The sequence below is a fragment of the Pseudomonas sp. UBA7530 genome, assembly GCF_002479365.1.
Taxonomy (GTDB): domain Bacteria; phylum Pseudomonadota; class Gammaproteobacteria; order Pseudomonadales; family Pseudomonadaceae; genus Aquipseudomonas.
Genome location: NZ_DLMS01000011.1, coordinates 621,018 through 647,902, shown reverse-complemented (window position 1 = coordinate 647,902; position 26,885 = coordinate 621,018). Strand labels below are relative to the sequence as shown.

The following is a 26,885-nucleotide window of genomic DNA, read 5'->3' as shown; positions in this document are numbered from 1 at the left end:
CTGACACGCCCGTGCGGCGCTAAGCTGTGGCGATGACCACACCCTACCTGACCTCGCAGCACACCAGCAGCACGGACGCCGCCAGCGGCCTGCGGCTCGGTGGCGACTGGACGCTGGCCCACTACAGCCAGCTCGAACCCCAGGTGCTGGCGCTGCGCGAACGCCTGCGCGGCGAGGAGAACGTCGACCTCGGCGAACTGACCGCGCTGGATACAGCCGGTGCGGCGCTGCTAGTGGAACTGTTCGGCAGTGAACGCCTGCATCAGCTCACGCAGCAGGCCGATATCGGCGAGCAACGCCGCGCCTTGCTGCTGACGGTGGCCAACGCTATGGCCGAAAGCCCACAAGCGCAGCCCGCGCCGGAGCCATCCGTACTGCGTGAAGTGCTCGGCCACATCGGCGAAGTCGTCGAGAGCATGTGGCACCAGGGCCGGGCGCTGCTCGGCTTCATGGGCCTGACCCTGGTCAGCATGCTGGCGATCCTGGTGCGCCCCACGCGCTGGCGCCTGACTTCGCTGGCCGCGCATCTGGAACAGTGCGGGCTCAACGCCGTGCCCATCGTCGCCCTGCTGACCTTTCTGGTCGGTGCCGTGGTGGCCTTCCTCGGCGCCACCATTCTTGCCGACTTCGGCGCCACCATCTACACGGTGAACCTGGTGGCCTTCTCCTTCCTGCGCGAATTCGGCGTGCTGCTGACCGCGATTCTGATGGCCGGGCGCACCGCCAGTGCCTTCACCGCGCAGATCGGCTCGATGAAGGCCAACGAGGAAATCGACGCCATTCGCACCCTGGGCCTGAGCCCCGTCGAACTACTGGTGCTGCCGCGCGTGTTCGCCATGCTCATCGCCCTGCCGATCCTGACCTTCATCGCCATGCTCAGCGGCATACTCGGCGGCGGTCTGGTGTGCGCGGTGGCCCTGGATATCCCGACGGCCATGTACCTGTCGATCCTGCAGGACAGCGACCTGCTGCGGCATTTCCTGGTCGGCCTGCTCAAGGCGCCGATCTTCGCCTTCCTGATCGCCCTGATCGGCTGCCTGGAAGGCTTCAAGGTCAGCGGCAGCGCACAGTCGGTAGGTGAACACACCACCTCGGCGGTGGTGCAGTCGATCTTCGTGGTCATCCTGCTCGACGCCCTGGCCGCACTGTTTCTGATGGAGATGGGCTGGTGAGCCGGGACAAGATCATCGAGGTACGCGATCTGAGCAACCGCTTCGGCAGCCAGGTAGTACACGAACATCTGGATTTCGACCTGTATCGCGGCGAGATTCTCGGCGTGGTCGGCGGCTCGGGAACCGGCAAGTCGGTGCTGCTGCGCAGCATCGTCGGTTTGCGCCGGCCCAACGCGGGGACCGTGCGGGTGTTCGGCGAGGAGCTGCTGAACCTGCCGGCCGAACGCCGCTCGCAACTGGAGCGGCGCTTCGGCGTGCTCTACCAGCGCGGTGCGCTGTTTTCCTCGCTGACGGTCATCGAGAACATCGCCCTGCCGTTGATCGAGCATGCCGGCCTGTCACGCGCCGCGGCCGAGCGTCTGGCGAGGGTCAAGATTGCGCTGGCCGGCCTGCCCCAGGGTGCCGGCAGCAAATACCCCAGTTCACTGTCCGGCGGCATGGTCAAACGAGCTGCGCTGGCCCGCGCCCTGGCGCTCGACCCGGACATCCTGTTCCTCGACGAGCCCACCGCCGGCCTCGACCCAATTGGAGCGGCGGCCTTCGACCAATTGATCCGCACCCTCAGCGACAGCCTGGGTCTGAGTGTATTTCTGGTGACCCACGACCTGGACACGCTCTACAGCATCTGCGATCGCGTCGCGGTGCTGGCGCAGAAAAAGGTGCTGGTGGCCGACCGCCTGGACGTGGTGGCTGCCACCGACGATGCCTGGATCCAGGAATATTTTCACGGCCCGCGCGGACGCGCGGCCGCACAGGCCGCTACGGCGGCAGGGAGTCAATGAATGGAACCCAGAGCCCATCACGTACTGATCGGCCTGTTCACCGTGCTCACGGTCGGCGCGGCGCTGCTGTTCGGCCTGTGGTTGAACAGGGCCGGGGCGGACAGCGCCGTGACTGATTACGAGGTGATCTTCAACGAGGCGGTCACCGGCCTGTCACAGGGCAGCGCGGTGCAATACAGCGGCATCAAGATCGGCGATGTGATCAGCCTCGGCCTCGACCCCGATGACCCGCGCACCGTGCGCGCACGCATCCGTGTCGTCGGCCAGACACCGATCAAGGAGGATACCCGCGCCCGCCTGGCGATCACCGGCATCACCGGCCTCGCGGTCATCCAGCTGCACGGCGGCAGCCCTGAGAGCCCGCCGTTGGAGGGCAAGGATGGCCAGCCCGGGATCATCATCGCCGACCGCTCGCCGCTTTCACGGCTGATGGCCAACGGCGAGGACCTGGTCAGCAACATCACCCGTCTGCTCAACCGCGCCAACCGCATGCTCTCGCGCGAGAACGCCGAGCGCGTGTCACGCACCCTGGAGAACCTCGAGCAGGTCACCGCCGGCATCGCCGGGCAGCGTGACGAACTCAGCGCCGCACTGCAGCAGGTCGGCGTTGCCACCCAGGAAGCCGCCGAACTGATGCGCACGGCCAATCGCCTGCTCGACGATCAGGGCAGCCAGGTGCTGGAGAACGCCGAGCGCCTGATGGCCTCGCTGGAGCGCAGCAGCCGCAATATCGAGCAATTGCTGCAGAACAACCGCGGCGCACTGGACAGCGGCATGCAGGGCCTTGGCAATCTGGGCCCGACGATCAGCGAGCTGCGCGAAACCCTCGGCGCCCTGCGCGGTTTCTCTCGCCGCCTGGAACAGGACCCCAGCGGCTACCTGCTGCGCAGCGACAGCATCAAGGAGTTCCAACCATGAAGCATCTCACCCTGTTGCTGGCTGCCGCCCTGCTCAGCGCCTGCTCGCTCCTGCCGCAGAGCGAACCGCTGGATATCTACCTGTTGCCGGGCAGCGCGCTGCCGGCCCAGACGCAACGCGTCGACTGGTCATTGCGGGTGAACAGCCCGGTCAGCAGCCAGTTGCTCGACGGCACGCGCATCGTCGTGCTGCCCGAGCCTGGCCTGGTCAACACCTACCAAGGCGTACGCTGGAGCGAGCGCACGCCGCAGTTGCTGCGCAGCCGCCTGCTCGACGCGTTTCAGGATGACGGCCGGATTCAGGCGCTGAGCAACGAGGACCAGCGCCTGCAAGCCGACCTGGAACTGGTCAGCGACCTGCGCAGCTTCCACAGCGAATACCGTGACGGCGTCCCCCACGCGCTGATCCGCCTCGAGGTCAGCCTGGTCGATACGCGTAGCCAGCAGATCATCGCCAGCCGCCGCTTCAGCGCCAGCCAGGCGGCGAGCGACACCGCGATGACTGCGGTGGTGGCGGCGTTCGGCCAGGCCGGCGATCGCCTGGCCGGTGAGTTGGTGAACTGGACGCTGGCCGAAGGGCAGCGCAGCCGCTGATTGACGGGTGGACAAGGCTGCGCCATGTCATCTTACCCGTGGGAGGCGCTTCAGCGGCGACGGCGCGGCGCTGATCGCTACCGCGCTAGCGTCGCAGCAGCCCCGCCCCAAAATTTGCACTCTCTGGCTAAACGCCCCGCAACCAGTCGCGCACCTCGGCGTAGGGGTAGTCTTCCAGCGCAGCGAAACCGGCCAACTGGCGCGCCTTCAGCCTGGTGAGCAGAGGCGTGGTCACGCCACAGAGAAAACGCGTCAGGCACTCGTGGCTCGGTTCGTGCCCGGCGTACTGCAGGTGCTTCTCGATGAAAGCGGCGCACAGCGCCTGTGCATCTCGTCCGCTCAGAGGTGGCAGTTCGGGCGGTTGCGGCAAGGTGGCGACCTGTCCGCGGCACACCGAACAATGACCACAACGCTCGGGCGCCTGATCGTCGCCGAAATACAGCGCCAGGCGGCGGCTCAGGCACTCGTCGCTTTCGAACAGCGCGAGCATGGCCTGGATACGGGCAATCTCGCTGGCCTCATGGGCGCGAAAGTGCGCGTGCAGATCGTTGGCCAGTGTCTCCAGATCAAAACCGCCGTCGAGCACGGCATAGACCTCGGTCATCTGTTTGCTTTCCAGCTCCAGCCAGCCCTTTTCCTGAAAGTAATCCAGCGCCTTGACCACGCGCGCGCGCTCGGCGCCGTACTGCTGGTACAGCGCGTCGAAGTCCAGCGTCGACCAGGTACGCGCCCGTTTCGAGCAGGCCAGAATCGCCTCGACGAACTGGCGCCGCTCGCCCTCGAACTGCGCCAGCAAGGCCTCGTCGTCCAGCAACAGCTTGAAGCGATACTCGGCGAAGTAGGCATAGCGCGGCGCGATGATGCCGCGCAGCTCCAGCTGCACCAGCAGGGTCTTGAGCGGCAGCGCACGGATATTGCTCTGCTCGGACAGCTGCCCGAGCATCAGCTCCCACTGCCCGCCCGTGCCGACCGCACGCAGGTCGTCGAGCACGACGCGGATGCCGGCGAGTTCCGGCGTATCGCCGTAGACGAAGTTCTCCAGCACGCTGAGGCCGTCGCGGCTGGCTAGCACCAGACAGTCCGAGGCCTGGCCGTCGCGTCCGGCGCGACCGATTTCCTGGCTGTAGTTCTCCACCGACTTGGGCAGGTCGAAGCGCACCACGTTGCGAATGTCGCGCTTGTCGATGCCCATGCCGAAGGCGATGGTGGCGACGATGCACTCCAGTTCACCGGCCATGAAGCGGCGCTGGATCGACTCGCGAACTTCGTGGGCCATGCCGGCGTGGTAGGCGCTGACTGCCAGACCGTCTTGCGCCAGGCGCTCGGCGACCTGCTCGGCAGTCTTCTGCTGGGTGACGTAGACGATGCTCGCCTGGCCGCGTCGCGGCGCCAGCCATTGCTGCAGGCGCTGCATCTTGGCGCCGCCAGGCACCGGTTCGACCAGCAGGTTGAGGTTGGGCCGGTAGAAGCCGGTGGTGACCACATCGGCCTCGGCGATGGCGAATTTCTCACGCATGTCGGCGATTACCTTGGGCGTCGCCGTGGCGGTGAGCAGCAGCACCTGATCGATGCCGAACTGGCGTTGATAGTCGGGCAGCTTGAGGTAGTCCGGGCGGAAGTTATGACCCCACTCGGAGATGCAGTGCGCCTCGTCGACCACCAACAGGGAGATCGGCACCTGGGCGATGAAATTGCGAAAGCGCTCGTTCTTCAGGCGCTCCACCGAGATCATCAGGATCTTCAGCTCACCGCTGCGCGCGCGGTTCATGACCTCGGCCGCCTGCTCGCGACTTTGCGCCGAATCGATGCTGGCCGCTGCGATGCCATGGGCATGCAGGAACGCCAGTTGATCCTGCATCAACGCCAGTAGCGGTGAGATCACCAGGGTCAGATGCGGCAGGTGCAGGGCCGGCAGCTGATAGCACAGCGACTTGCCCGAGCCGGTAGGAAAGATCGCCGCCGCCGAGCGACCGGCGAGCACGGCGCTGATCACCGTTTCCTGTCCGGGGCGCAGCTGATCGAAACCGAAGACGCGTTTGAGGGTAGACATGCGCTGTCACTCCGTTGACCGCCGAATGAGCCCTCACCATAACGGCAAAGTGAGGAAAGTCGTAGCCCGGATGGAGTCCGGGGCTCGTTCGCATCGGTACGCCTGGCCGTAGGGGGCGGATTTATCCGCGAAAAGGGCGCGCGCCGTGCTCGCAGGAGGATCGCGAATAAATTCGCTCCTACAAGAGCTTCACGCAGCCTGCGCCCAGCCTGTAGGAGCGGATTTATCCGCGAAAGAGCCCGACGCCGTGCCCGCAGGATGATCGCGAATAAATTCGCTCCTACAAGAGCTTCACGCAGCCTGCGCCTGGCCTGTAGGAGCGGATTTATCCGCGAAAGAGCCCGGCGCCGTGCCCGCAGGATGATCGCGAATAAATTCGCTCCTACAAGAGCGTGACCGCAGTCTCGTAGGGCGGGTGCAACCCGCCGCTCCGGCCATGGCGGGTTTCACCCGCCCTACGCCTGCTCATGGCCCACCAACGACAAAGCCGCCCGAAGGCGGCTTTGTCAGAGAACGCGGCTCAGCTTACAGCTGCGGGCCGGCGTTCTTGATCGCTTCGCTGACATCGAACTTCTGGAAGTTGTCGATGAACAGCTTGGCCAGGCCCTTGGCGGCTTCGTCGTAGGCGTTCTTGTCAGCCCAGGTGTTACGCGGGTTGAGCAGGTTGGTCTCGACGCCCGGAACGGCCTTCGGCACGTCCAGGTTGATGATCGGCAGGTGCTCGGTCTCGGCACCGATCAGCGCGCCGCTCTGGATGGCAGCGATCACACCACGGGTGGTGGGGATGTTGAAACGCTTGCCGACGCCGTAGCCACCGCCGGTCCAGCCGGTGTTGACCAGGTAGACCTTGGAGCCGAAGGCGTTGATGCGCTTGATCAGCAGCTCGGCGTAAACGCCAGCCGGACGCGGGAAGAACGGTGCGCCGAAGCAGGTGGAGAAGGTCGACTTGATGCCGCCGCCCGAACCCATTTCGGTGGAACCGACCAGCGCGGTGTAGCCGGACAGGAAGTGGTAGGCCGCCTGCTCGTTGTTGAGGATCGACACCGGCGGCAGTACGCCAGTCAGGTCGCAGGTCAGGAAGATAACGGCGTTCGGCTCGCCGCCCAGGTTCTTCTCGCTGCGCTTCTCGACGTACTCCAGCGGGTAGGCCGCGCGGCTGTTCTGGGTCAGGCTGTCGTCGGCGTAATCCGGGGTGCGGGCGTCGTCGAGCACGACGTTTTCCAGCACGGTGCCGAACTGGATGGCTTTCCAGATCACCGGCTCGTTCTTCTCGGACAGGTCGATGCACTTGGCGTAGCAGCCGCCTTCGATGTTGAACACCACGCCTTCGCCCCAACCATGTTCGTCGTCACCGATCAGGTAACGCGACTCGTCGGCGGACAGGGTGGTCTTGCCGGTGCCGGACAGGCCGAAGAACAGGGTCACGTCGCCTTCTTCGCCGATGTTGGCGGCGCAGTGCATCGGCAGCACGTCTTTTTCCGGCAGCAGGAAGTTCTGCACGGAGAACATGGCCTTCTTCATTTCACCGGCGTAACGCATGCCGGCGATCAGCACTTTCTTGGCAGCGAAGTTGATGATCACGCAGCCATCGGAATTGGTGCCGTCACGCTCAGGCACGCACTCGAAGTTGGCGACGTTGAGGATCTGCCACTCGGCCTTGGCCGACGGGTTGTAGGCGCTCGGGTTGATGAACAGCTGACGGCCGAACAGGTTCTGCCAGGCGGTGGCAGTGGTCATTTTCACCGGCAGGTAGTGCTCTTCGGCGGAGCCAACATGCACGTGGGAAACGAAGTGTTCCTGGGCATCGTTGAAGGCGGCGACGCGATCCCACAGGGCATCGAACTTGTCGGCCGGGAACGGACGGTTGATGTTGCCCCAGGCGATCTGCGCCTCGGTGCTCGGCTCCTGAACGATGAAACGATCAGCCGGCGAGCGGCCAGTGCGATGACCGGTGCGTACGACCAGCGCGCCGTTGGCGGCCAGTTCCCCTTCACCGCGGCGAATGGCTTCTTCGACCAGTTGCGCGGCGCTGATGTCGGTGTACACGGCGTTGTTGGCTTGCGTCATGAGGGTCCCCGTCGGCCGCTGGCCGAGTCTTCCGAACGTTGTGTAGTGCAGGGGCAACTGCACTACACGGTAAAAAAGTCGCGGGAGTATGCCAGAAAAGCGAACTGCTTGGCAGCCTCCGCTCCGATAGAGAACGGCTATCGATCAGAAAAGTTCATCAATGGCGGGTCTGCGACGGCGCTTCGCTACCGGCACCGGCGAACAGCTGAGCGATATCGGCGGCGTCGAAGGCATAGCGCTCGTTGCAGAACTGGCAATCGATCACCACGCTGCCGCCCTGCTCGGCCAGCAGCAGTTCGGCATCGGCCTGGCCGAGGCTGGCCAGGGCACTGGCGGAGCGCTCGCGCGAACAGCTGCAGCGGAACTGCAGCGGCTGCTCATCGAACAGGCGAACGTTTTCTTCGTGGTAAAGACGATGCAGCAGGGTCGGGTTGTCCAGACCGAGCAGTTCTTCGGCGGTCAGGGTGTCGGCCAGGGTCAGCACATGGTTCCAGCTCTCGGCACGTTCCTCGGCCTCGGTCTGGTGATGCGCCGGCAGCTGTTGCAGCAGCAGGCCACGGGCGCGCTGGCCGTCGGCCTTGAGCCAGAAGCGGGTCGGCAGTTGCTCGGAGCTGGCGAAGTAGTTGGACAGGCACTCAGCCAGGTCCACTCCCTCCAGGTCGACGATGCCCTGGTAACGCTGACCGTGGCTCGGGTCGATGGTGATGGCCAGCACGCCATTGGGCATCAGGCTTTGCAGGTCGGCATCGGCGCCGATCTGCTCGGCCTCGTAGCGGGCGATGCCGCGCAGCTCACGGGCGCTGGAACATTCCACCATCAACAGCGACAGCGGGCCTTCAGCGCGGGCCTGCAGCACCAGCAGGCCGTCGAACTTCAGCGTACCGACCAGCAACGCGGCGGCGGCCATCATTTCGCCGAGCAGCTGCGCCACCGGCTGCGGGTAGGCGTGCTTGGCCAGCACATGGGCATAGCTCTCGCGTAGCGCGACCATCTCCCCACGCACATCGGTGTCGTCGAACAGGAAACGTTGACTGAAGTCGTTCATAGCGGCTGGCCCAGGGTCTGAAAGGCTGGCGATTTTATGCACAAATGCCGACACAACCAAGGCCCGAACGTCATGTGATGTGGCTCTCGTGACCAATCCCGCCCCCTGAACCTCGACTGAACGATTGCGCTGCTGCCCTTGTGCTGGCGTCAGCCCTGCCTATCATCCGCGCGCCTGAGTACGCCTGTTACATATCTGCAAAGGGACATCCCCATGTCGAGCACGTTCATCAATCGCCAATGGCATCCCCGCGCCATGCTGGTCTGCCATATCGTGGCCCTCGTGCTGCTCGCCAGCTGGTTGTGGCAGCCCACGCGCGAGCTGTGGAACGGCTTCGACCTGTGGCTGTTCAAGCTGCTCAACGACCCGGTGCATGCTGGCGGCCTGTGGGCGCATATCTGGGCCATCGGCAGCATGCGCCCGGTCGACGCCGGGGTCGGCGTGGTGATGCTGGCAGTGATGCTCAAAGCGGACCTGATCTTCACCGGTGTCCAGGTGCGCCGCGCGCTGTTCGCCTTCCTCGTCGCCCTGACGGTGATGCTGCTGATGCGCGTGCTGTTCGCCGACCTGGTCGAATACATGGGCTGGCAGCACGCCAGCCCGTCGCTGGTGGTGGAAGGCAGTGCGCGCCTGACGGAAATGTTCCCGGCCTGGGAAGAACGCTGGGACCTGAAGGACAGCGCCAGCCGCAGCTTCCCCGGCGATCACGCTTCCGTGCTGCTGATCTGGGCCTACTTCATGAGTTTCTTCGCCCGCGGCTGGCGTCTGGCGCTGGTCTGGGCAATTAGCGTGATCGGCATTCTCCCGCGCCTGGTGGCCGGTGCCCATTGGGGGGCGGACGCCTTCGTCGGTGGCGTGCTCCTCAGCCTGCTGGCCCTGGCCTGGAGCTGCTACACCCCGCTGGGTTATCACGCCAGCGAATGGCTGGAGAAGATCACCCTGCCGATCACCTCACGCCTGGCCAAGCTGCCGCTACTGGGCCGCATGAGCATCGTCAGCGGTCACTGAGGGGCTGGCCTCACTGCCACCCTGGGTCGTCCGGGTGGTAGTGGGCGATGCGACTACGGGCCTCGGCCCAGCGCCTACCTGTGGGAGCGGACTTGTCCGCGAAGCTTTCCGGTAGCACCACCATTGCCCTGGTCGACGCCCATGCTGCGTTGACGCTGCTTTTCAGCACAGTCTGAGACAACCGCGCTGCCATATTCGCGGACAAGTCCGCTCCCACAAGAGCTCGCTATCCTGGTAGCCCCGACCACTGATTCGATCGATGGGCTGCTGCGTTGACGCTGCTTTTTAGCACAGCCCGACAACCGCGCCCCCATATTCGCGGACAAGTCCGCTCCCACAAGAGCTCGCTATCCTGGTAGCCCCGACCACTGATTCGGTCGATGGGCTGCTGCGTTGAAGCCGCTTTTCAGCACAGCCTGAGACAACCGCGCCGCCATATTCGCGGACAAGTCCGCTCCCACAAGAGCCCGCTATGCTGGTAGCCCAGACCACTGATTCGGTCGATGGGGCATGCTGCGTTGAAGCTGCTCTTCAGCACAGCCTGACAACCGCGCCGCCACATTCGCGGACAAGTCCGCTCCCACAGCTCTTCCGACGCTGCTATTCCTCGTCGGCCCAGGGATGGCGCATGCCACCCTCCTGATGCTCGTTGAACTGGTGGATCTGCCGGCGCTGCTTCTTGCTCGGCCGGCCATCGGTCTGCACGCCCATAGCGCCGGCTTTACGCATCGCTGCAGCCTGTTCGCGGCGGGCAATGCTCTCTTCGGTTTCGCGATACAGCAGCTGCGCCTCGGGCGCGCCACGGCGAACGCTGGAGAGCGCCAGCACGACCACCGTGCGTTCATCGAAGCCGGTGCGCAGTACATACTCGTCGCCGACCTTCGGCTCCTTGCCCGGCTTGCAGCGGTCGCCGCGGTGATGCACCTTGCCACCTTCTATAGCCGCCTTGGCCAGGGCCCGGGTCTTGTAGAAGCGCGCCGCCCACAGCCATTTATCCAGGCGCACCTTGTCGTCGTCTTTTTCGCTCATCTCACACTCTGAAAGGGGTTGGGCATTCGCACGCGCGGCGGATGCAGTTGTCACACGACACAACTAGAATGCGCGGAATCATAGGCGTTGTACGCCTCAGGGGACACTCTCACCTTGAAGACCTTCGACCAGCTCAGCGTGATCGGCCTGCGTGAGTGGATCAATCTGCCCGAGCTCGGCATCATCGGCCTGCGCGCCAAGATCGACACCGGCGCCAGTACCTCCAGCCTGCACGCCAGCGATATCCAGCCATTCCAGCGTGACGGCGAGGACTGGGTGCGCTTCACCGCCTACCTCGGCACCCAGGTGCAGCGCCGTCATCGCTGCGAGGCGCCGCTGGTATCAGTCAAGCGTATCAAGAGCTCCAACGGCCAGGCGCAGAGCCGCTATGTGATCCGTACTAACCTGGCCCTGGGCGATCGCCTGTGGCCGGTGGAATTCACCCTGGCCTGTCGCAAGACCATGCGTTATCGCGTATTACTCGGCTCCAAGGCGCTGATCACCGGCCAACTGGTGGTCAATCCTGCGCTCAGCTACGTGCAGGACAAACCCTCACTCTCCTCTGCCCTTCCAGGTGCCCAATGAAGATCGCCGTGCTGTCGCGCAACCCGCGTCTGTATTCCACCCGCCGCCTGGTAGAGGCCGGGCAGCAGCGGGGCCATGAAATGGTGGTGATCGACACCCTGCGCGCCTATATGAACATCGCCAGTCACAAGCCACAGATCCACTACCGCGGCCAGCCACTGGAGGGTTTCGATGCGGTGATTCCGCGCATCGGCGCCTCGGTGACCTTCTATGGCTGCGCGGTGTTGCGCCAGTTCGAGATGATGGGCGTCTACCCGCTCAACGAGTCGGTGGCCATCAGCCGCTCGCGCGACAAGCTGCGCGCCCTGCAGCTGCTGTCGCGCAAGGGCATCGGCCTGCCGGTGACCGGCTTCGCCCACTCCCCCGACGACATTCCCGACCTGATTCAGATGGTCGGCGGCGCGCCGCTGGTGATCAAGGTGCTGGAAGGCACCCAGGGCATGGGCGTGGTGCTGGCCGAGACGACCAAGGCGGCCGAGTCGGTAATCGAGGCCTTCCTCGGCCTCAAGCAGGACATCATGGTCCAGGAATACATCCAGGAGGCCGGCGGTGCCGACATTCGCTGCTTCGTGGTCGGCGACAAGGTGATCGCGGCGATGAAGCGCCAGGCCAAGGCAGGCGAATTTCGCTCCAACCTGCACCGCGGCGGCAGCGCCAGCCTGATCAAGATCACCCCGGAAGAACGCATGACCGCGGTGCGCGCGGCCAAGGTGATGGGCCTGAACGTCGCCGGGGTCGATATCCTGCGCTCCAACCACGGGCCGCTGGTGATGGAGGTCAATTCCTCGCCGGGCCTGGAAGGCATCGAGACCACCACCGCCAAGGACGTCGCCGGCATGATCATCCAGCATCTGGAAAAGCACGCCGAGCCCGGCCAGACCCGCACCAAGGGCCGCGGATGAACCGAACGTTCGCCGGTCGCCTGGCGCTGATCGCCCCCGCGGCGGCCGTTGCCGAAGATGTACTGGAAGCGACCCTGGCACAGCTCGACGTGCTGGGCGTGCGCTACCACCTGGGCCGGCACGTGCGCGCCCGCCACCGCTACCTCGCCGGTACGCCGGAGCAGCGCCTGGAGGACCTGCACCAGGCCTTTACCCTGCCCGATATTGCCGCCGTCTGGTGCCTGCGTGGCGGTTACGGCTGCGCGCAACTGGTGGCGGAAATCGATTGGGCGCTGCTGCGCCAGGCCAGTGCGCGCCCGCTGATCGGCTTCTCCGATCTGTCGATTCTGCTCGAAGCCTTTGCCCAGCAGGGCTTACCGGCCATTCATGGCCCGGTGGCCACGGCGCTCGGCCATCAGATGCTGTCGGCGCCCACCGGCCAGCGTGAACGGCTGGCCTCGATGCAGGCGCTCTGGAGCATGCTCGAGGGCGAACATCGCCAACTGCCGCTGCGGCATATCAGCGGCCCGCGACATGCCATCGCAGGCACCCTGCAGGGCGGCAACCTCACGGCCCTGGCCAGCGCCTGCGGCACAGGCGCCGAAATGCGTCTGGCCGAGGATTCGATCCTGATCCTGGAAGACGTCGGCGAGCCTTACTACCGACTGGAGCGTAGCTTCTGGCAACTGCTGCACAGCTTCGCCGGGAGAAAGCCGCGCGCGGTGTGCCTGGGCAGCTTCACCGACTGCCCACGGCGCGGGGTGCAACACAGCCTGGAGCAGATCATCGGCGAATACCTGGCACCTCTGGGCGTGCCGCTCTATGGCGACCTGCCCAGCGGCCATGGCGACAGCAATTTCCCCTGGCCCTACGGCCAGCAGGCGCGGATCGGCGACAACAGCCTGAGCTGGTAGCGCACCTCAGCGCTGGCGCGCCTGCATCCAGGCGAGAAACTCGGCCTCCTTCATCGGCCGGCCGAACAGATAGCCCTGGCCCATCGCGCAACCCTGCTCACGCAGAAATGCCAGCTGGCTGTCCTGCTCGATGCCTTCGGCCACGCATTCCAGATCCAGGTTGCGTGCGATCATCAGGATGGTCTGCACCAGCATGCGCCCGCTCGCTGCGCCGTCCAGATCGGCGACGAAGCTGCGGTCGATCTTCAGCCGGTCCAGCGGCAGACGCTTGAGGTAGGTGAGCGACGAGTAGCCGGTGCCGAAGTCGTCGATGGCGAAGCGCACGCCCTGCGCCTTGAGTCGCTGCATGTTGCCGATGCAGCGTTCGACGTCTTCGAGCAGCACGCCCTCGGTGATTTCCAGCTCCAGAGCATGCGCCGGTACCCCGTGATCACGCAGGCACTGCTCGACCCGCTCGACGCAGCCGGCCTGGCGCAACTCGCGCGGGCTGAGGTTGACCGCCAGCACCAGCTGCGGCCACTGCGCCTGCCAGCGCGCCAGGGCCGCGCAGGCCTGTTCCAGCACCCACCGGCCGATGTCCTGGATCAGCCCGGTTTCCTCCGCCAGCGGGATGAACTGATCCGGCGCGATCTCGCCGCGCTCGGGGTGCATCCAGCGCAGCAGCACCTCGGCACCGGCCAGCGAGTCATCGGCCAGCATCAACTGCGGCTGGAACACCAGCTGCAACTGCTGGCGGGCGATGGCCTGGCGCAGTTCGCCCTGCAACTGCAGGCGCTGATCGATGGCCGCCTGCATCTCCGGCGCGAAGAAATGCAGGGCGTTGCGCCCGGCGTGCTTGGCCCGATACATGGCGGTGTCAGCCTGCTTGAGAATGTCCGAGGCATGTTGCAGCCCCATCGGGTGCAGGGCGATGCCGATACTGGCGCTGATTGCCAGCTCGTGCCCGTCGATCAGGCAACTGCCCTGCAGCCCGCGCAACAGCTTCTCCCCCACTGCGGCAGCATGCTCGGCCACCGCCTGCGCCTCGCCGCCCAAGGCTTCGAGCAGCACCACGAACTCGTCTCCACCCAGTCGCGCCAGGGTGTCCTCGGTGCGCAGCTCGCGGGCCAGGCGCGTGGTCACTTCCACCAGCAGGGCATCGCCGACCAGATGGCCCAGACTGTCGTTGACCGTCTTGAAATGATCCAGGTCGATGAACAGCAGCGCGCCCAGGCTGCCCTCGCGATTCTCCCGGTCCATGGCGTGTTGCAGACGATCGAGCAGCAGACGGCGATTGGGCAGACCGGTCAGCTCGTCGCTGTAGGCCAGGCGCTCGATCTCGCGCTGGTAGCGCTGGCGCTCGGAAATATCGGTGACGCTGGCGCGGATCAACAATCCCTCGCCCGGCATGCGCACCAGACGCACCTCGCACGGCAGCTGGCGCCCGGCACTGTCGCGGTGCGTCCACTCGAACACCGGCGCCTCACCGGCCACGGCCTGGCGCATGAACGCCTTGCCGGCACGGGAGGACAGGCGGCCATCAGCCTGGCGCAACGGGCTGATGCTCTGGATCGACCGGCCGAGCAGCTCTTCGCGGCGATAACGGAACAGCCGCAGCGCGTTCTCGTTGCACTCGACGATGCCGCCATCGGGGTTGAACAACAGAATCGCCTCGGGCGCATGCTCGACCAGGGTGCGATAGCGCGCCTCGGCCTGGTGACGTGCGCTGATGTCCTCGACCAGCAGCAGGAATACGCTCTGCCGCCCACTGCTACCACGCACCGCACGCAGGCTGACGCGGGTGAACACCACCTGGCCGTCGGCGCGCAGGAAGCGCTTGTCCATCTCGAAACCTTCGCTGTTGCCGAGCAGTACCTGCTCGACACTGGCCTGCTCGGCCGGCAGATCGTCCGGGTGCGAAAGTTGCTGCCAGCTGCTGGCCAGCATTTCATCGCGGCTGCGCCCCAGAATGCTGCACAGTTTCTGGTTGATCTCTTCCCAGCCGAAACTCTGACTGGTCAGCGCCATGCCGATCAGCGGCGCCTCGAAGAACAGACGCAGGCGCTCGTCGCGCTCGCGCAGTTGCGACTCGGTGCGCTTGCGCTCGCTGATGTCCTGCACCACGCCGTAGATGCGCATCAGGCTGCCATCCTCATCGCGCTCGGCCATACCGCGCACGCGTACCAGGCGCCCGCCGAGGCGCGCCGCAAGATGCAGTTCGAGGTCGATCTCGTCGAGTCCGACCAGCGCAGCCTGCAGGGTCTGCATTATCAGCGCCTGGCTCGGCGTGTCGAAGTAGTGCAGCGCCTGCTCGAAACGGGGTGGCCCAAGGTGGATGTCACGCTCGACGATGCGGTAGCAGCCATCACTCCAGAACATGCTGTAGTCGCCGACTTCGAGCACCCAGCCACCGAGGTTGGCGATGTCTTCGGTCTGGCTGAACAGGTGACTCTGGCGCAGCAGCTGCGAGCGCTGCTGCTCGACCTTGGCTGCCAGCTCCACGCGCTCGGTGACATCGTGCTGCAGACCGACGAAATGACTGATGCCCTGCTCGTCGCGCATCGGCGCCAGTACCACCTCGTTCCAGAACGGTCGGCCGTCCTTGCGATAGTTGCGCACCACGGCATGGCCGCTGCGGCCGTCGCGCAGGGCGGCGCGCAAGGGTTGCAGCTCCAGCTGGGTGCGATCCCTGCCGAGCAGGAAACGGCAATTGCGCCCCAGCACCTCTTCGGCGTAATAACCGGTTATCTGGCTGAACGCAGCATTGCAGTAGACCAGCGGCAGATCGGCCTGGCGCGCGTCGGCGATGGTCACGCCCAGCGGGCTGGCCTCCATCGCCAGGTTGGCCCGGGCCAGTTGCTCCTGCATCTGCGCGCTGCGCGCCAGCGCCTGGCGCAGGTCACTGAGCGCACGCCCCACCACCAGCGTGGCGCCCATCAGCAGCAGAACGACGAAATGCAGCTGATCGCGCTGCAGATCCAACTCGGTGAAACTTGAACTGCCGCGCCAGAGCGGTAATGGCAGGGTGACAACGAACACCAGCAGCACGCCATATAACGCCCCCGCGAAAGCGTGACGCAATGCCAGTACCAGCGTACAGAGCCCCAGCAGCGGCAAGGCGAGTTGGGCCGGCAGGCTGGCACCGAGCAGCATCAACAGCAGAAATACGCCCAACGCCAGCGGCCAGCCACCGGGCCAGCGGCTGATCGGCAGCGCAGGAGCGGTGACGTGGCTTCGCTCGCGCAGCCAGCCGCGACTGCGCAGCAGCGGCGTGCCGAAGGTCAACAAGGGAGCCGTCAGCGCCAGCAGGTTGATGGTGTCGCTCAACCACACCGTCAGGCTCGCCCGTGCCCATTGATCGCCGGCCTGAAAGCCGGTAAGCCAGAGGTTGCTCTGCAGCCAGAGGGCCACCAGGGTGGCCGGCATCAGCACGGCGAAGGCGAGGAATCGCAGCACATCGCTCAGGCGCCCCAGGGCCGGGTCGAACGACTGGCGCCGCAACAACCCCCAACCCAGGGCCACCGCGGCGGTTTCCGGCAGCGCATAGAGCGGCGCCCACTGCCAGGGCAGGTCCCAAAGCGGCACGCTGAGCAAGGCGTTGAGGTAAAGCGCCGGCAACACGCGCGGGCCCCACCACAGGCAGAATGCCAGGCCGAGCACCATGGGCAGGTAGCACAGCGCTATCCCGTCGTTCAGACGGGTCGCCAGGGAAATCCAGGTTGCCAGGTGGAAGATCGGCAGCGGTAGCCACCAGGTCCAGCTGGGCAAGCGGTCGGGGAAGGCGGCGGGCATGCAGGCCTCGAAGTGATGCGCTGGCACAGCATAGCCCAGCGCCAAAGCGCTTGGCAGCATATTGCCAGCACTTGGGCGCCGCGAGTGGACGGCCGGTTACACCGCGTCGCGCGGCAACAACAGCCCCAGCGGCAACCGCACCCGCGCCTCCAGGCCGCCGCCACTACGGTTGCGCAGCTCGACGCTGCCGCCGTGCAGCGCCGCGATGCGCTTGACGATGGCCAGGCCCAGACCGGTGCCGCGCCCGCCACGGGCACGATCACCGCGAATGAAGGGATTGAAGATACTGTCCAGCTCAGCCGGATCGATACCATTGCCACGGTCCAGCACGCTCAATACCACATAGGGCGCGCTGTGATCACCGGCCAGGCTGGCGACCACCTCGACGGCATCACCACCGCCATGGTTGAGCGCATTCTCCACCAAGTTGGTAAGCAGGCGCTTGGTCGATACCCGGCGCAGCGGAAACGGTGGAATGGCTTCAAGGCACAGGCGCACGCGCTCGCCGCCCTGGTTGTAGGGCGCCAGGGTTTCGCGCACCAGCTCGGGGAAGTCGGCCTCCTCCACCGGCTCGTCGCGGCCGTCGCGGATGAAGGCGAGGAACTGATCGAGGATGGCGTCCATGTCCTCGATATCGCGCACCATGTCCTCGGTCAGCTCGGAATCGTTGTCCATGAACTCCAGCGCCAGACGCAGGCGCGTCAGCGGCGTGCGCAGATCATGGGAGACGCCGGCCAGCATCAGTTCCCGCTCGCGGCCGGCCTGCTCGACGTCCTCGGCCATCTGGTTGAAGGCGCGGTACACCTCGGTCATTTCACTCGGCGTATCGCTCACCGGCAGGCGCACGCTGCGCCCCTGGCCAAGCTGGCGGGCGGCGAAGACCAAACGTTTGAGCGGCGCATTGAGCTGACGCACGAAGATCCAGGCCGCGGCAGTGGACAGCAGGCCAATGCCGAGGAACCAGCCAAGCACGCTCCAGATCCGCTGGCCACGCAGCGGGTGCGGATACATCGGCACCCGCACCCAGCCGTCGCCAAGGCTCGGCGCATGCACCCAGAGCGCCGGTGGAGTGGTCGCTCGCACGTGGGTTTCGGTATCGGGGCCGAGCTCGGTCTGCATCTGCCGCTGGAAGATTTCGCTGTAGGGCCAGTGCTGCTCGCTGGCCGGCACTTTGTCGCGCGGGATGCGCTTGAGCCCGGCGGCCTGGGCGATATGGTCGCGGTCATCGGGGTTGGCCGCCCAGTAGGCCCGCAAGGTAAGCGCCGCACCGTGGCTGTACTGGCGGTCGACCAGCACATCCTCATTCATCATCAGGTACACCAGCGTCAGTGCCTTGGAGAACAGCACGACGACGAGCACCAGCCAGAGGGTGCGGGCGAAGAAGCTTTGCGGGAACCAGTAGGGGGCTTTCATCAGCGCAGAACCGTAGGAGCGAGCTCTGCTCGCGAAAACGTGGCTTCAATTCGCGAGCTGAGCTCGCTCCTACGCGTCACTTGTTGCCGTCAGGAACGAAGACGTAACCAACGCCCCAGACGGTCTGGATATAGCGCGGCTTGGACGGGTCCGGCTCGATCAGGCGGCGCAGGCGGCTGATCTGCACGTCGATGGAGCGCTCCAGCGCATCCCACTCGCGACCGCGGGCCAGGTTCATCAGTTTGTCGCGGGTCAGCGGCTCCCGCGCATGCTGCACCAGGGCCTTGAGCACGGCGAACTCGCCGGTGGTGAGCATGTGCACTTCCTCGCCCTTCCTCAGCTCACGCGTGGCCAAGGACAGCTCGTAGTCGCCGAAGCTGACGCTTTCATCCTCGGCGCCCGGCGCACCCGGCACCACCGGCGCCTGGCGGCGCAGCACGGCCTTGATGCGGGCGAGCAGCTCTCGCGGGTTGAAAGGCTTGGCCAGGTAATCGTCGGCGCCCAGTTCCAGGCCCTGGATACGGCTGGACTCATCGCCCTTGGCGGTGAGCATGATGATCGGGATCTGGTTGTTCGATTCACGCAGGCGGCGGCAGGCGGACAGGCCGTCTTCGCCAGGCAGCATCAGGTCGAGCACCACCAGATTGAACAGCTCGCGGGCCAGCAGACGGTCCATCTGCTCGACGTTCTCCACCGCACGCACCCGGTAGCCCTGCTCATCGAAGAAACGCTCGAGCAGGCGGCGCAGACGGGCGTCGTCATCGACGATGAGAATCTTCTCGCCTTCGGCGGCGGCAGGGGCGGCGGACTGGGTCATGGCGTCTCCTTGGACAGCCGTACTGTGGACGGCAAGTGGCGGCATTATCGCTCAGGCGCACCGGTGGGCGCTTTAGCCATTGTTAGCAGATTTTTCCCCAACGGTGCCCAGTACTTATGAATGCGGTGTTTATAATGCGCCGCTTTCGTATCTGGCCGGCATCTTTACGGCCGCCCTGTCGCTTCAGTGGGTAGTTTTCATATGGACAGCATCAACAATCGCATCGCCGATGAACTGGGCGTGCGCCCGCAACAGGTTGCCGCCGCCGTGGCCCTGCTCGACGAAGGTTCCACCGTGCCCTTCATCGCCCGTTACCGCAAAGAAGTGACCGGCAGCCTCGACGATACCCAGCTGCGCCACCTGGAAGAACGTCTGCGCTACCTGCGCGAGCTGGACGAGCGCCGCGGGGCGATCCTCGCCAGCATCGAGGAGCAGGGCAAGCTGACCCCCGAGCTCAAGCGCGAGATCGACCTGGCCGACACCAAGACGCGACTCGAAGACTTGTATTTGCCGTACAAGCAGAAGCGCCGCACCAAGGGTCAGATCGCCCTCGAAGCTGGCCTCGGCGAGCTGGCCGATGCGCTGTTCGCCGACCCGAGCCTGACGCCGGAACAGGAAGCCGTGCGCTTCATCGATGCCGAGAAAGGCTTCGCCGATACCAAGGCCGTGCTCGAAGGCGCCAAGTACATCCTCATGGAGCGTTTCGCCGAAGACGCCGCGCTGCTCGACAAGCTGCGCAGCTTCCTCAAGGACAACGCCACCCTCAGCGCTCGCCTGGTGCCGGGCAAGGAAAACGAAGGCGCCAAGTTCAGCGACTACTTCGAGCATGACGAAGCGCTCAAGGGCGTGCCGTCGCACCGCGCACTGGCGATCTTCCGTGGGCGCAACGAGGGCATCCTCAGCGCCAGCCTGAAAGTGGGCGAGGAGCTGCCCGGCACCCTGCACCCGTGCGAGCTGATGATCGGCGAGCGCTTCGGCCTGGAGAACAAAGGCCGCGCCGCCGACAAGTGGCTGGCCGAGGTGGTGCGCTGGACCTGGAAGGTCAAGCTGTACAACCACCTGGAAACCGACCTGCTCGGCGAGCTGCGCGAGAAGGCCGAGGACGAGGCGATCAGCGTGTTCGCCCGCAACCTGCACGACCTGCTGCTGGCCGCCCCGGCCGGCCCGCGCGCCACCCTGGCGCTCGATCCGGGCCTGCGTACCGGCTGCAAGGTGGCGGTGGTCGATGCCACCGGCAAGGTGCTGGAAACCGCCACCGTTTATCCGCACGCCCCGCGCAACGACTGGGACGGCACCCTGGCCATCCTCGCCAAGCTGTGCGCCAAGCACGGCGTCGACCTGATTTCCATCGGCAACGGCACCGCCAGCCGCGAGACCGACAAACTGGCCGCCGAACTGATCAAGAAAGTACCGGGCCTCAAGCTGACCAAGGTGATGGTCTCCGAGGCCGGCGCCTCGGTGTACTCGGCTTCCGAGCTGGCTGCCCGTGAATTTCCCGATCTCGACGTGTCGCTGCGTGGTGCGGTGTCCATCGCCCGCCGCCTGCAGGATCCGCTGGCCGAGCTGGTGAAGATCGACCCGAAATCCATCGGCGTCGGCCAGTACCAGCACGATGTGTCGCAGCTCAAGCTGGCGCGCAGCCTGGACGCCGTGGTCGAGGACTGCGTGAACGCCGTCGGCGTGGACGTCAACACCGCCTCCGCCGCCCTGCTGGCGCGCATCTCAGGCCTCAACGCGACCCTGGCGCAGAACATCGTGCAGTACCGCGACGCCAACGGCGCCTTCGCCTCGCGCGCCGAACTGAAGAAGGTGCCGCGCCTGGGCGAGAAAACTTTCGAACAGGCCGCCGGCTTCTTGCGCGTGATGAGCGGCGACAACCCGCTGGACGCTTCCGCGGTGCACCCGGAAACCTACCCGCTGGTCGAGCGCATCGCCCAGGACACCGGCCGCGACATTCGCTCGCTGATCGGCGACTCGGGCTTCCTCAAGCGCCTGGACCCGGCCAAGTTCACCGACGAGCGCTTCGGCCTGGTGACCGTTGGCGACATCCTCAAGGAACTGGACAAGCCCGGCCGCGACCCGCGTCCGGAGTTCAAGACCGCCGAGTTCCAGGAAGGCGTGGAAACCCTCAACGACCTCAAGCTGGGCATGGTCCTCGAAGGCGTGGTGACCAACGTCACCAACTTCGGCGCCTTCGTCGACATCGGCGTGCACCAGGACGGCCTGGTTCACATCAGCGCGCTGTCGGAGAAGTTCATCAAGGACCCGCACGAGGCGGTCAAGGCCGGCGACGTGGTCAAGGTCAAGGTGATGGAAGTGGATATCCCGCGTAACCGCATCGCCCTGTCCATGCGCATGGGCGACACGCCGGGCGAGAAAGTCGAGGGGGCACGTGGCGGGCAATCGCGCGGCAACGGCAACCGCGGCGGCAACACGCCGCGCAGCGAGCGTTACTCCAGCCAGGACAAACCGGCTCCCGCCACCGGCGGCATGGCCGCCCTGTTCGCCAACGCCAAGCAGTTGAAGAAATGAGTACGGAAGGCAACGCCGGCGCCAGCAGCGCCTTTTCCCGCCTGCTCGGTCTGGAGATCCTCCAGGTCGGCGGTGGCGAGGCGCGCGTGCGCCTGACCCTCACCGACGAACTGCGCAACCTGCACGGCAAGCTGCACGGCGGCGCGCTGTTCTCGCTGATCGACACCGCCATGGGCCAGGCCAGCCACAGCCTGGGCGATGGCGGCCCGAGCAGCGTGACCCTGGAGTGCAAGATCAACTACATCCGCCCGGTGTCCGAGGGCAACGTGCTGTGCCACGCCAAGGTGCTGCATGCCGGGCGTCGTACCCAGGTGGTCGAAGCCGAAGTGCTGCAGGGCGACAAGCTGGTCGCCAAGGCACAAGGCACCTTCGCCTGCATATAAGCAGCGGCAAGCTGTACGCCATAAGCTGTAGGGAAATGCCCACGCGCCCTTACTTGTGGCTTGCAGCTTGAAGCTTGCTGCTGCAGTCCTCATATTGTGGCGACTGCCCAGTTAGGAATTGCATCTTGAGCGATCTTCTCTCCCGCCGCCTGGCCCAGCTCGGCGAGCCGGCCAACCTGTCCCTGCTGGGTGAATGTCTGCACGGTATCGAGCGCGAATGCCTGCGCGTCGACCGCGACGGCCAACTGGCCCTGACCCCGCATCCGCAGGCACTGGGCTCGGCGCTGACCCATGCGCAGATCACCACCGACTACTCCGAGTCGCTGCTGGAGTTCATCACCGGCACCGCCAAGAATCCGGCCGCCACCCTCGCCGAACTGGAGAACATCCACCGCTTCGCCTACGACAAGCTCGATGGCGAACTGCTGTGGAGCCCATCGATGCCCTGCGCCCTGCCGGACGAAGAGACGATCCCCATCGCCCGCTACGGCAGCTCCAACATCGGCCGCCTCAAGTACGTGTACCGCAAGGGCCTGGCGCTGCGTTACGGCAAGACCATGCAGTGCATCGCCGGCATCCACTACAACTTCTCCCTGCCCGAGGAGCTGTGGCAACTTCAGCAGCGCAGCGAAGGTAGCGAGCAGAGCGCGCGCGACTACCAGTCAGCCCGCTATATCTCGCTGATCCGCAATTTCCGCCGCTACAGCTGGCTGCTGATGTACCTGTTCGGCGCCTCGCCGGCGCTGGACAAGGGCTTCATGCGCGGCCGCCCGCACCAGTTGCAGGAGCTGGACGCCAGCACCCTGTACCTGCCGTACGCCACCAGCCTGCGCATGAGCGACCTGGGCTACCAGAGCAACGCGCAGGCCGGCCTGACCCCCTGCTACAACGACCTGGCCAGCTACACCGACAGCCTGCGCCTGGCCGTCGGCACGCCCTATCCGGCTTATGTCGAAGCCGGCACCAAGCGCGGTGACGAGTGGCTGCAGCTTAATACCAACATCCTGCAGATCGAGAACGAGTACTACTCGAGCATCCGCCCGAAACGCGTGACCCATAGCGGCGAGCGACCGATCCAGGCACTGATGAGCCGCGGCGTACAGTACGTGGAAGTGCGCTGCCTGGATATCAACCCCTTCCTGCCGCTGGGCATCGACGTGGCGCAGGCGCGCTTCATCGACGCCTTCCTGCTGTTCTGCGCGCTGGAAGACAGCCCGCTGCTGGAAAACGGCGAATGCAACAGTTGCACCAGCAACTTCCTCAAGGTGGTCAAGGAAGGCCGTCGTCCCGGTCTGCATCTGCAAAAGGGCAGCCAGCAGGTGGAGCTCAAGGTCTGGGCCGGCGAGCTGCTCGAACGCATCCTGCCACTGGCCGAGCTGCTCGACCGCAGCCAGGGCAGTGGCGCGCATATCGAGGCCCTGGCGCAACAGCAGGCCAAGGTCGCCGACGTGGAGATGACGCCATCGGCGCAGGTGCTGGCGATTCTGCGTCAGGGCCAGAGCTTCACCGACTTCGCCCTGCAGCAGAGCCTGCGCCACGCCGAGTACTTCCGCGCGCAGCCGCTGAGCGCCGAACAACAGCAGGCTTTCGAGAAGGCCGCTTACCAGTCGCTGGCCGAGCAGGCGGAGCTGGAAGCACAGCCCAAGGGCGACTTCGACGCCTTCGTCGCGGCCTATCAGGCGAGCATTCTGGCTCTGGCCGTGTAAAACGACGAAGCGTCGACTGCGTCACAAAGCCAACCAGCGGAGCAAAACCCGGGATGGGCGGGCACTCCCGGGGCCGCCAGGCAAGCTAGCATTGCCGGGTAAAGGACGATAGACGAGCAGCGCCCATGGCCGAAGACGCCACGCCGCAATGGAGCCTGGAGAGCCTGACCAAGGCCTACCAGCAAGGCTATATGGCCGGCCTCACCGGCCAGGCCCGAACCCGCCAGCCCTACCCTGAGGAAATCCCTGCGGCAGCCTGGGAGGCCGGCTGGGACGATGGCTCCGAACAGCTGCGCCTGCAGCAGCGCAGCGCCTGAATCTCTGAACGCACCGCGGAAGGGGCTTTGGCCTCCTGCATCGCTCCAAGCGTAGGAGCGGCTTCAGCCGCGAAGCTCGCGGATAAATCCGCTCCTACAGTTCCGGCCTGTTCTCGCCCCGCCTACAACGCCTTCTCGCACACCTGGGATTGCGCTGGTGGAGATGTAGTCCGGATGAAATCCGGGGGTATTCTGGCTCGCTGTCCCGGATTGCATCCGGGCTACATGCTCGGCCTTGGCCTTCCGCATCGCTCCAAGTGTAGGAGCGGCCTCAGCCGCGAAGCTCGCGGATAAATCCGCTCCTACAGACCCGGCCTGCTCTAGCCCGCCTATAACACCTTCTCGAACACCTTGGAATTGCGCTGGTAGTTGTACAGCGATGCCCGCGCGGTAGGCATGCGCTCGACGCTGCTCGGCTCGAAGCCGCGCTCGCGGAACCAGTGGGCGGTGCGGGTGGTGAGCACGAACAGGGTCTTGATCCCCTGCGCCCGCGCCCTGGCCTCGATACGCTCGAGCAATTCGTCGCCACGGCCGCCGTGGCGGTAATCGGGGTTGACCGCCAGGCAGGCCAGCTCGCCACAATCGGAATCGGCGATCGGATACAGCGCCGCGCAGGCAATGATCAGCCCTTCGCGCTCGACGATGCTAAATTGCTCGATCTCGCGCTCCAGCACCTCGCGCGAACGTCGTACCAGAATGCCCTGCTCTTCCAGCGGGCTGATCAGCTCGATCAGGCCGCCGACATCCTCGATGCTCGCCTCGCGCAGGGATTCGAACTGCTCCTGGGCCACCAGGGTGCCGTTACCGGTACGGGTGAACAGCTCGCTGAGCAGCGCGCCGTCGGTGGCGTAGCTGACGATATGGCTGCGTTTCACGCCACCCCGGCAGGCCTCGGCGGCGGCATCGAGCAGTTCGCCCTGGTAGTTGCTGCCCAGGCGCGCCAGATGCGCCGGCACCTGTTGCGGACGCAGTTCGCGCACCAGCTTGCCATTGTCGTCGAGCAGGCCGTCCTCGGCGCCGAACAGCAGCAGTTTGTCCGCGCCCAGGTCGATGGCGGCGCGGGTGGCGACGTCCTCGCAGGCCAGGTTGAAGATTTCTCCGGTGGGCGAATAACCCAGTGGCGACAGCAGCACGATGCTGCGCTCGTCGAGCTGGCGGTTGATACCCTTGCGGTCGATGCGCCGCACTTCGCCGGTGTGGTGGTAGTCGATGCCGTCGAGCACGCCGATTGGCCGTGCGGTGACGAAGTTGCCGCTGGTCAGGCGCAGGCGCGAGCCCTGCATCGGCGAGGCGGCCATGTCCATCGACAGGCGCGCCTCGATGGCGATGCGCAGCTGGCCGACGGCATCGATCACGCATTCCAGGGTCGGTGCATCGGTGATGCGCAGGTCGCGATGGTAGTGCGGGGTCAGGCCACGCGCGGCAAGGCGTGCCTCGATCTGCGGGCGCGAACCATGCACCAGCACCAGGCGCACGCCAAGGCTGTGCAGCAGCACCAGGTCGTGGACGATATTGGCGAAGTTCGGGTGAGCCACGCCCTCGCCCGGCAGCATGACCACGAAGGTGCGGTCGCGGTGGGCGTTGATGTAGGGCGAAGCGTGGCGTAGCCAATTGACGTAGTCGTGCATGAGCAATCCATTAACGTAGAGACTTAGGACGGCATGGCCGTCATGTTCGGTCAGAAGGTCGGTCTCATCGTCGCTGCACGTCTTCGCTCCGGCTCAGGCAATAGTGTTGGATCAGTTGGCGCAACAGCGCCACGGTAGGTTCGATGCGGGCCAGTTCCAGGTGTTCCCCTGGCTGGTGCGCGCAATCGATGTCGCCGGGGCCGAGCACCAGGGTCTCGCAGCCCAGCTGCTGAAGATAAGGCGCCTCGGTACCGAACGCCACCGCCTGCGCGCTGTGCCCGGTGAGGCGCTCGGCCAGACGCACCAGCTCGGCATCGGCGCGCTGTTCGAACGGCGGCACTTCCGGGAACAGCGGACCATAGTCGATGCGCACCTGATGCTTGAGCGCCAGCGGCTGCAGCTTGCCGCGAATGGCCTCACGCAGCTGCTCCGCGTCCATGCCCGGCAACGGCCGCAGGTCGAACTCCAGCGCACACTGACCGCAGATGCGATTGGGATTGTCGCCGCCGTGGATGCAGCCGAGGTTCAGCGTCGGCTGCGGCACGCTGAACTGGGGGTTGTTGAACTCGCGTTGCCATTGCGCGCGCAGGCCGCGCAGCTCGCCCATCACGTCCTGCATGGCCTCCAGCGCACTGTGGCCGAGCGCGGGATCAGAGGAGTGGCCGCTGCGCCCGAGGATATCGATGCGCTCCATCATTATGCCCTTGTGCAGGCGGATCGGCTTGAGGCCGGTGGGCTCGCCAATCACGGCCGCACGGCCCAGCGGCCGCCCGGCATCGGCCAGGGCCCGGGCGCCAGCCATGGAGCTTTCCTCGTCGCAGGTGGCGAGAATCAGCAAAGGTTGCTTGAAGGGCTGGTCGAGAAGCGGCCGCACGGCTTCGATGGCCAGGGCGAAGAAGCCCTTCATGTCGCAACTGCCGAGGCCCACCCAGCGGTCGCCCACTTCGCTCAGCTTGAGCGGGTCGGTCTGCCACAGGGCGGCGTCGAAGGGCACGGTATCGCTGTGTCCGGCCAGCACCAGGCCGCCAGGGCCGGAGCCATAGCTGGCGAGCAGGTTGAACTTGCCGGGGGCAATCTGCTGGGTTTCGCAGGTAAAACCCAGATCACCGAGCCAGGCGGCAAGCAGCTCGATGACCGGCGCATTGGTCTGGTCCCAGTTGGGCTGGGTACAGCTCACCGATGGCGCTGCGATCAGCGCGGCGAACTGCTCTCGGAAGGATGGCAGGGGCATCGGCGATCTCCTCGGACGGTGCCCCATCATAGGGGCATCGCCT

At 65.6% G+C, this 26,885-nt stretch carries 21 protein-coding genes; 12 read left to right on the top strand and 9 right to left on the bottom strand.

The window, feature by feature from the left end:
• Positions 1 to 32: 32 nt before the first annotated feature.
• The 4 genes from B2U07_RS16935 to B2U07_RS16920 are packed head-to-tail and all read left to right on the top strand — an operon-like array spanning position 33 to position 3,465.
• Positions 33 to 1,172 carry an MlaE family ABC transporter permease gene (locus tag B2U07_RS16935; RefSeq protein WP_296277384.1) on the top strand — a complete coding sequence of 380 codons (1,140 nt, stop codon included), beginning with the start codon at positions 33 to 35 and terminating at the stop codon, positions 1,170 to 1,172.
• Positions 1,169 to 1,954, top strand: coding sequence for an ABC transporter ATP-binding protein (locus B2U07_RS16930; protein ID WP_296277383.1), 786 nt, complete (start codon positions 1,169 to 1,171; stop codon positions 1,952 to 1,954). The genes B2U07_RS16935 and B2U07_RS16930 overlap by 4 nt, the downstream gene beginning before the upstream one ends.
• Positions 1,955 to 2,872, top strand: a complete 918-nt coding sequence (locus B2U07_RS16925; RefSeq protein ID WP_296271958.1) for an MlaD family protein — start codon at positions 1,955 to 1,957, stop codon at positions 2,870 to 2,872.
• The gene (locus tag B2U07_RS16920; protein WP_275545604.1) at positions 2,869 to 3,465 is read left to right on the top strand and encodes an ABC-type transport auxiliary lipoprotein family protein; all 597 of its coding nucleotides are present in this window, start codon (positions 2,869 to 2,871) and stop codon (positions 3,463 to 3,465) included. The genes B2U07_RS16925 and B2U07_RS16920 overlap by 4 nt, the downstream gene beginning before the upstream one ends.
• A gap of 127 nt (positions 3,466 to 3,592) precedes the next feature.
• Here B2U07_RS16920 and B2U07_RS16915 read toward each other — a convergent pair whose 3' ends face one another.
• The 3 genes from B2U07_RS16915 to hslO all read right to left on the bottom strand — a co-directional run bounded on the left by B2U07_RS16915 (position 3,593) and on the right by hslO (position 8,627).
• The gene (locus B2U07_RS16915) at positions 3,593 to 5,515 is read right to left on the bottom strand and encodes a RecQ family ATP-dependent DNA helicase (protein WP_296277382.1); all 1,923 of its coding nucleotides are present in this window, start codon (positions 5,513 to 5,515) and stop codon (positions 3,593 to 3,595) included.
• A gap of 525 nt (positions 5,516 to 6,040) precedes the next feature.
• Positions 6,041 to 7,582 (bottom strand): phosphoenolpyruvate carboxykinase, encoded by a 1,542-nt coding sequence (locus B2U07_RS16910; protein ID WP_275545606.1) that lies wholly within the window; start codon positions 7,580 to 7,582, stop codon positions 6,041 to 6,043.
• A 157-nt stretch (positions 7,583 to 7,739) separates the two neighbouring features.
• A complete protein-coding gene (gene hslO / locus B2U07_RS16905; protein ID WP_275545607.1) occupies positions 7,740 to 8,627 on the bottom strand; it encodes an Hsp33 family molecular chaperone HslO in 888 nt (295 codons plus the stop codon).
• Between the two features lie 213 nt (positions 8,628 to 8,840).
• Here hslO and B2U07_RS16900 point away from each other — a divergent pair, with 213 nt between their 5' ends.
• Entirely contained in the window at positions 8,841 to 9,635 is a 795-nt protein-coding gene (locus B2U07_RS16900) for a phosphatase PAP2 family protein (protein WP_275545608.1), read from the top strand.
• Between the two features lie 600 nt (positions 9,636 to 10,235).
• On the opposite strand, the gene B2U07_RS16895 is transcribed toward B2U07_RS16900, so the two are convergent.
• Entirely contained in the window at positions 10,236 to 10,664 is a 429-nt protein-coding gene (locus tag B2U07_RS16895; RefSeq protein ID WP_275545609.1) for an RNA-binding S4 domain-containing protein, read from the bottom strand.
• 147 nt (positions 10,665 to 10,811) lie between these two features.
• Between B2U07_RS16895 and B2U07_RS16890 the strand changes: the two genes are divergently transcribed.
• From B2U07_RS16890 to B2U07_RS16880, 3 genes are read left to right on the top strand one after another with little or no spacing between them, the layout of a single operon-like run.
• A complete protein-coding gene (locus B2U07_RS16890; RefSeq protein WP_197858122.1) occupies positions 10,812 to 11,249 on the top strand; it encodes an ATP-dependent zinc protease in 438 nt (145 codons plus the stop codon).
• Positions 11,246 to 12,151: a 30S ribosomal protein S6--L-glutamate ligase gene (rimK, locus tag B2U07_RS16885; protein WP_197858097.1), complete on the top strand. Its 906-nt coding sequence runs from the start codon at positions 11,246 to 11,248 to the stop codon at positions 12,149 to 12,151. The genes B2U07_RS16890 and rimK overlap by 4 nt, the downstream gene beginning before the upstream one ends.
• On the top strand, positions 12,148 to 13,044 hold the full coding sequence (locus B2U07_RS16880) for a S66 peptidase family protein (RefSeq protein ID WP_275545611.1): 897 nt from the start codon (positions 12,148 to 12,150) through the stop codon (positions 13,042 to 13,044). Before rimK ends, B2U07_RS16880 begins: the two co-directional genes overlap by 4 nt.
• A gap of 6 nt (positions 13,045 to 13,050) precedes the next feature.
• On the opposite strand, the gene B2U07_RS16875 is transcribed toward B2U07_RS16880, so the two are convergent.
• The 3 genes from B2U07_RS16875 to ompR all read right to left on the bottom strand — a co-directional run bounded on the left by B2U07_RS16875 (position 13,051) and on the right by ompR (position 19,045).
• Positions 13,051 to 16,815, bottom strand: coding sequence for an EAL domain-containing protein (locus tag B2U07_RS16875; protein ID WP_275545612.1), 3,765 nt, complete (start codon positions 16,813 to 16,815; stop codon positions 13,051 to 13,053).
• A 96-nt stretch (positions 16,816 to 16,911) separates the two neighbouring features.
• Positions 16,912 to 18,228, bottom strand: a complete 1,317-nt coding sequence (locus B2U07_RS16870; RefSeq protein WP_275545613.1) for an ATP-binding protein — start codon at positions 18,226 to 18,228, stop codon at positions 16,912 to 16,914.
• Between the two features lie 76 nt (positions 18,229 to 18,304).
• Positions 18,305 to 19,045, bottom strand: a complete 741-nt coding sequence (gene ompR, locus B2U07_RS16865) for a two-component system response regulator OmpR (protein WP_275545614.1) — start codon at positions 19,043 to 19,045, stop codon at positions 18,305 to 18,307.
• A 201-nt stretch (positions 19,046 to 19,246) separates the two neighbouring features.
• On the opposite strand from ompR, the gene B2U07_RS16860 reads away from it, so the two are divergent.
• The 4 genes from B2U07_RS16860 (at position 19,247) to rmf (ending at position 23,983) form a co-directional block, all read left to right on the top strand.
• Positions 19,247 to 21,577: a Tex family protein gene (locus B2U07_RS16860; protein ID WP_296277381.1), complete on the top strand. Its 2,331-nt coding sequence runs from the start codon at positions 19,247 to 19,249 to the stop codon at positions 21,575 to 21,577.
• Positions 21,574 to 21,960 (top strand): PaaI family thioesterase, encoded by a 387-nt coding sequence (locus B2U07_RS16855; protein ID WP_296277380.1) that lies wholly within the window; start codon positions 21,574 to 21,576, stop codon positions 21,958 to 21,960. Before B2U07_RS16860 ends, B2U07_RS16855 begins: the two co-directional genes overlap by 4 nt.
• Positions 21,961 to 22,085: 125 nt before the next feature.
• Positions 22,086 to 23,666: a glutamate--cysteine ligase gene (gshA, locus tag B2U07_RS16850; protein ID WP_296277379.1), complete on the top strand. Its 1,581-nt coding sequence runs from the start codon at positions 22,086 to 22,088 to the stop codon at positions 23,664 to 23,666.
• A gap of 125 nt (positions 23,667 to 23,791) precedes the next feature.
• The gene (gene rmf / locus B2U07_RS16845; RefSeq protein ID WP_275545618.1) at positions 23,792 to 23,983 is read left to right on the top strand and encodes a ribosome modulation factor; all 192 of its coding nucleotides are present in this window, start codon (positions 23,792 to 23,794) and stop codon (positions 23,981 to 23,983) included.
• A gap of 329 nt (positions 23,984 to 24,312) precedes the next feature.
• Here rmf and argA read toward each other — a convergent pair whose 3' ends face one another.
• Both argA and argE read right to left on the bottom strand, forming a co-directional pair.
• The gene (argA, locus tag B2U07_RS16840) at positions 24,313 to 25,611 is read right to left on the bottom strand and encodes an amino-acid N-acetyltransferase (RefSeq protein ID WP_275545619.1); all 1,299 of its coding nucleotides are present in this window, start codon (positions 25,609 to 25,611) and stop codon (positions 24,313 to 24,315) included.
• Between the two features lie 64 nt (positions 25,612 to 25,675).
• Positions 25,676 to 26,842: an acetylornithine deacetylase gene (gene argE, locus B2U07_RS16835; RefSeq protein WP_275545620.1), complete on the bottom strand. Its 1,167-nt coding sequence runs from the start codon at positions 26,840 to 26,842 to the stop codon at positions 25,676 to 25,678.
• Positions 26,843 to 26,885: the final 43 nt, after the last annotated feature.

What these genes read in the sequence shown, in the direction of transcription:
- argA (WP_275545619.1), bottom strand. Translation starts at nt 25,611, where the DNA reads ATGCACGACTACGTCAATTGGCTACGCCACGCTTCGCCCTACATCAAC.
- B2U07_RS16935 (WP_296277384.1), top strand. Translation starts at nt 33, where the DNA reads ATGACCACACCCTACCTGACCTCGCAGCACACCAGCAGCACGGACGCC.
- rimK (WP_197858097.1), top strand. Translation starts at nt 11,246, where the DNA reads ATGAAGATCGCCGTGCTGTCGCGCAACCCGCGTCTGTATTCCACCCGC.
- B2U07_RS16895 (WP_275545609.1), bottom strand. Translation starts at nt 10,664, where the DNA reads ATGAGCGAAAAAGACGACGACAAGGTGCGCCTGGATAAATGGCTGTGG.
- B2U07_RS16900 (WP_275545608.1), top strand. Translation starts at nt 8,841, where the DNA reads ATGTCGAGCACGTTCATCAATCGCCAATGGCATCCCCGCGCCATGCTG.
- B2U07_RS16855 (WP_296277380.1), top strand. Translation starts at nt 21,574, where the DNA reads ATGAGTACGGAAGGCAACGCCGGCGCCAGCAGCGCCTTTTCCCGCCTG.
- ompR (WP_275545614.1), bottom strand. Translation starts at nt 19,045, where the DNA reads ATGACCCAGTCCGCCGCCCCTGCCGCCGCCGAAGGCGAGAAGATTCTC.
- B2U07_RS16915 (WP_296277382.1), bottom strand. Translation starts at nt 5,515, where the DNA reads ATGTCTACCCTCAAACGCGTCTTCGGTTTCGATCAGCTGCGCCCCGGA.
- B2U07_RS16860 (WP_296277381.1), top strand. Translation starts at nt 19,247, where the DNA reads ATGGACAGCATCAACAATCGCATCGCCGATGAACTGGGCGTGCGCCCG.
- B2U07_RS16920 (WP_275545604.1), top strand. Translation starts at nt 2,869, where the DNA reads ATGAAGCATCTCACCCTGTTGCTGGCTGCCGCCCTGCTCAGCGCCTGC.
- argE (WP_275545620.1), bottom strand. Translation starts at nt 26,842, where the DNA reads ATGCCCCTGCCATCCTTCCGAGAGCAGTTCGCCGCGCTGATCGCAGCG.
- B2U07_RS16925 (WP_296271958.1), top strand. Translation starts at nt 1,955, where the DNA reads ATGGAACCCAGAGCCCATCACGTACTGATCGGCCTGTTCACCGTGCTC.
- B2U07_RS16875 (WP_275545612.1), bottom strand. Translation starts at nt 16,815, where the DNA reads ATGCCCGCCGCCTTCCCCGACCGCTTGCCCAGCTGGACCTGGTGGCTA.
- B2U07_RS16870 (WP_275545613.1), bottom strand. Translation starts at nt 18,228, where the DNA reads ATGAAAGCCCCCTACTGGTTCCCGCAAAGCTTCTTCGCCCGCACCCTC.
- B2U07_RS16910 (WP_275545606.1), bottom strand. Translation starts at nt 7,582, where the DNA reads ATGACGCAAGCCAACAACGCCGTGTACACCGACATCAGCGCCGCGCAA.
- B2U07_RS16880 (WP_275545611.1), top strand. Translation starts at nt 12,148, where the DNA reads ATGAACCGAACGTTCGCCGGTCGCCTGGCGCTGATCGCCCCCGCGGCG.
- rmf (WP_275545618.1), top strand. Translation starts at nt 23,792, where the DNA reads ATGGCCGAAGACGCCACGCCGCAATGGAGCCTGGAGAGCCTGACCAAG.
- hslO (WP_275545607.1), bottom strand. Translation starts at nt 8,627, where the DNA reads ATGAACGACTTCAGTCAACGTTTCCTGTTCGACGACACCGATGTGCGT.